The organism is Vibrio sp. 10N.222.54.A3 (assembly GCF_041474095.1).
GTDB lineage: Bacteria > Pseudomonadota > Gammaproteobacteria > Enterobacterales > Vibrionaceae > Vibrio > Vibrio crassostreae_C.
On sequence record NZ_JBFRTN010000195.1, the window covers coordinates 1 to 3,851 of the forward strand.

Sequence of the window (3,851 nt, forward strand, 5' to 3'; positions counted from 1 at the left end):
ACTTGTGATCAAGAGACAGGCGATTAAGCTGGCTTTTGTTTAGGTCTTAGAAAATTAGGACAGTAATTATCTTAGATTATTCATGTAGCTATCGATTAGAAGCTGTAAGTAATACCTACACGGCTACGTAATTGACGGTCACGGCTGTCTTGAACGTTACCTAACTCAACGTATGGACGCCAGCTCCAGTCAGCCTCTTTGTAGCCCACTTTAAAGTTGTAATCCCACTCGTTGTCAGCACCACCGCCGCCAGTCCACTCATTGTCAATGAAGTCTTCTGCGTAGTTAGCTTCAAAGCCGAACTGCCATGCATTCCAGTTGTAATCGATGTTACCTGTAACTTTACTGCGGTTCTTATTCTCGTTTGAAGAGTCAGATGTGTAGTCACGGAACTCGTGACGGTAGCGAAGTTTCGCCTTTAGGCCTGATTCGAAAGAGTATTGAACACGTACTTGCGGTTTGTAGGTTACGCTATCAGAACCAAACGTTACTGGCATACTTGGTTGAATTAACCAGTGCTCGTTAAGCTTGAATTTGTAACCGTATTCGAACTCGTTGTCTGCCGCTTCCCATTCAGAGAAAGGCTTACCTTTTTGCTTTATTTCAGCGCCGAAGAAGTGGTTATCGACAGAACCGCTCATCTTGATACGACTTGCCCAGTCTTCTGAGCCATGTTTGTACTCTTGGCGCGCGTCGAGTGATGCGGCAGACACGCTGCCTGCGAAAAGAGTCGCTAATACTGCAAGTGTTACTTTATTCGTTTTTATCATTGTTATTGTTTCCACTGTATCTAAATAAAAAGGGGTTACTAAAGGACCAACGTTGAGCCCTTTGTTGTATTTGGGATTATAGTTTTGGGTAAAGTAGTTCTACGTCTCGTTGAGCCCACACTTCAGCTAGCTGCTTCTTGACTGTGAATTCGCTGAAATCGGTCTCTGTTGCTAGTTTTACCCATTCAGGGTTTTCCATAGCTACGCCAGCTTTCAGGTAAAGCGGAGTCATACGTTCAACGCGACGACGTTCGTCTTTCTGTGTGTATGGCCACTCTTTCGATAGGTCGTTGTAATCAGCCATTAGCTGAATACCTGTGTCTAAAGAACCGCCTTTCTTATTGGTGTAGTTCCAAAGATCGATACCGACCTTGTCACCGATCTGAGCCATACCGATCAATGGATCTAGGCTGAAATAGTGGTAGTGGTAAGCACGCGTGCGCTCGATTTCATGAGGCTGAGAGCCGTCTTTTTCGAATTGAGTGTCGATACGCATCTTGCCTTTTTGAACCATTTGCTTAGCAAGCGTTTCGTTACCAATAAAGTAAGAAACACCTGCAACTTGATAGTCGTACCAAGTACCGTGGTTGTTTTCTGCGTAAGCTTCGCCTTTAGGACCGCCAGATAAATCATCGATGATCAACCAATCCAAGTATTCGCTGTACCATTGGGTGATTTGTGTTTCGTCAGACTCTGACCAGGTAGGTGATTGAGACAAAATAGCGATTGAATCTAACATGCGATCAGTCAGCGTTCTTGTATCGATGATTCCACCGCGGCGACCTTCTGCTACACCAGGAACACCTTGTCCGTAGTTCACGTTCGGGTTCATCTTGGTGTCTTCGTTGAAGAACCAAGTTCTTATGTATTCGATACCTTGCTGAGCATATTTTTCGTCTTGGCTAAAATAGTAGGCGACCGCTAATGCACGAACAGAACGGGTGAAGTGGCCAATACGTTTTGAGTCAGTTTCGTCAGTTTTTGATGCTGGGTTTGTTTTTCCGTCATGGCGAATCCATGGAAGCCCATCTTCTTTTGATTCATCAGGCCACCAGTATGGGCTAATGCTCATGTAATCGTTCTTGCTGCCACTTGGCGGAACCATTCCTTTATCAGCAACGCTAAAAGGACCATCGTTCATTGCTAGGTCGGCTTCTTCAATAAGCTTTGTGTACGCGTCTTTCATTGATTCAGAAGCATTGTCTGATTGAAGAAGAGTACGGTTCGCTTCTAATGTTGCTTCGTCTAAGAAAACGAATTCAGCGGCTATAGCCTGAGAACCAAAGGTGATAGCACCAATACAAGCAGCAAGATGTAGGAGTCGAGGGGCTTTCATATTTACGCCTTTTATTTTGAGCTAAGATAATACAAATATGCTAACGATTTGAAGGCGCATGATCTGTGAATTGGATCGTGTTGTGAGGACAAACCACTATTTACAAAGGGTTACAAAGTCAGTTTGTATTGGTAAGTTTATGATTTTTAGTGTTTTGTTTGTCTGTTGATCATGGTTTTTAAGAGTTTTGTTCATCAATAAATGTGCGCTACAGCAAAAAATTGAATCTTTAGATGTTATTTTTATTTGTAATACATTATTATTTAATAACTTTCTGTAGAAACACATAACTTTGCTGTGTTGATTGCATGAACTGACGGTGTGAAGCCGAATAAGTAAGAGTGGTCTTGAAGCGAAATGGATTAAATCCAACCGCTTTAAGAGCATGAGGCATTTACTTGAGGTGATTTAAAGCTCAATCAGAGAAGGTTTGAAATGTAGTAGGCAAGGTAGTGACATAGCCTGCTATATAAGTATGAACTTGATAGGAATGAACAGGGTTCGAATGGTTACCCGCTGTTCTTATTAGCGACAAAGAAGAAATTGTTGAAGTGCTTGCGAAAGCATTTTGATTATTGCTCCCAACTATTCTAATTATAACTTCTGCTTTCGTTTAGAAAGGTAGGAGACGGTAGTCGAAGATCTACCCTTGCGCTCATGTTGATACAGGCAACATGAGCGTTTTTTTATCTGAAATTTGAGTAGAGAATAGTTTGATAAGCAAAAACGTGTAAGCCCGGCTTAAGAGCTAAGCTTTTAGGTTGATGACAGCGCGTTCAAGTGAGTCTGTTACAGCATCAAAGCCACGAACATTCACGCTTAATCACATGAATGTTCGTTTCCCTTCTCTTCTCTTCTCTTCTCTTGTCTCTTAGTTGCAGACGTGTAGCTGCAAACTTTAACAGCAGGCGTTTAGTTATATCAAAGAGCTCCGTGAGAGCTGTTCTTGAGGCTTAGCTTTCTGTAGGCATCCACACCTGTTTAGAGGTGACTTTGTGATCTTTAAAGGTCAGTTCTTCAACTTTGTCACCGTTAGTATTCCAGCGAGTAAGTTTTCCGTTCGCGACTTCACCTTCATCAAACTTCGCTTGGCTGGCCTTATTACCGTTCGGGTAGTAGTCCGTTACCAATCCATCTTTTTGTCCGTCGCTGTATTCAGCTGTCAAGCTTTGTTCCCCATTGGGATACCAGCGAGAGGCGGTGCCTGATAGTTCATTGTCTTTATAATTGAGTTCTGCTTTTTTCTGTCCGTTTGGATACCAGGTTTCAGCTTTGCCTTGCAGTTCACCTTTTACGTAATTCACTTTAGAAGCGACTTGGCCATTCGGATACCAGTTAGTTTCTAGCCCAAGTTCTAAGCCATCGGCAAACTGAGCTTGGGTCGCGACTTGGCCGTTATCGAACTTCTCTTCAAATTGACCAGTGAAAGGTTTTGAATGGTTTACTTGGTAAGCCACGCCTTTACGCATCTGTAAGTAGTCAACAGCATCTTCACGCGGTGTTGCTGCATAGCTCATAGAAGATACCGTACTAAGAGCAATTAAGATTGGAACGTATTTCTTCATAATGACACCTTTTTATTGGACGGGGAAAGTGTAACGGGTGTGTTAAAAGCATTTCACTTCCGTGTATCCCTGTCAGTATCTAATAGTGGTTTTCAAGTTTTCATTATTGGCTGCCTAATATAGGGAACTTTTAAAAGCAAATTATCGATCTTATTTGTACTACAAATATATTGGTTTAAT

3 protein-coding genes are annotated in these 3,851 nt (G+C 42.3%); all 3 read right to left on the bottom strand.

Annotated features, from left to right (window positions below):
• Positions 1–95: 95 nt before the first annotated feature.
• The 3 genes from AB4507_RS22975 to AB4507_RS22985 all read right to left on the bottom strand — a co-directional run bounded on the left by AB4507_RS22975 (position 96) and on the right by AB4507_RS22985 (position 3,671).
• The gene (locus tag AB4507_RS22975; RefSeq protein WP_017061464.1) at positions 96–770 is read right to left on the bottom strand and encodes an oligogalacturonate-specific porin KdgM family protein; all 675 of its coding nucleotides are present in this window, start codon (positions 768–770) and stop codon (positions 96–98) included.
• 76 nt (positions 771–846) lie between these two features.
• On the bottom strand, positions 847–2,106 hold the full coding sequence (locus AB4507_RS22980; protein WP_102450741.1) for an alginate lyase family protein: 1,260 nt from the start codon (positions 2,104–2,106) through the stop codon (positions 847–849).
• A gap of 953 nt (positions 2,107–3,059) precedes the next feature.
• Positions 3,060–3,671, bottom strand: coding sequence for a toxin-antitoxin system YwqK family antitoxin (locus AB4507_RS22985; RefSeq protein WP_017061462.1), 612 nt, complete (start codon positions 3,669–3,671; stop codon positions 3,060–3,062).
• Positions 3,672–3,851 lie beyond the last annotated feature (180 nt).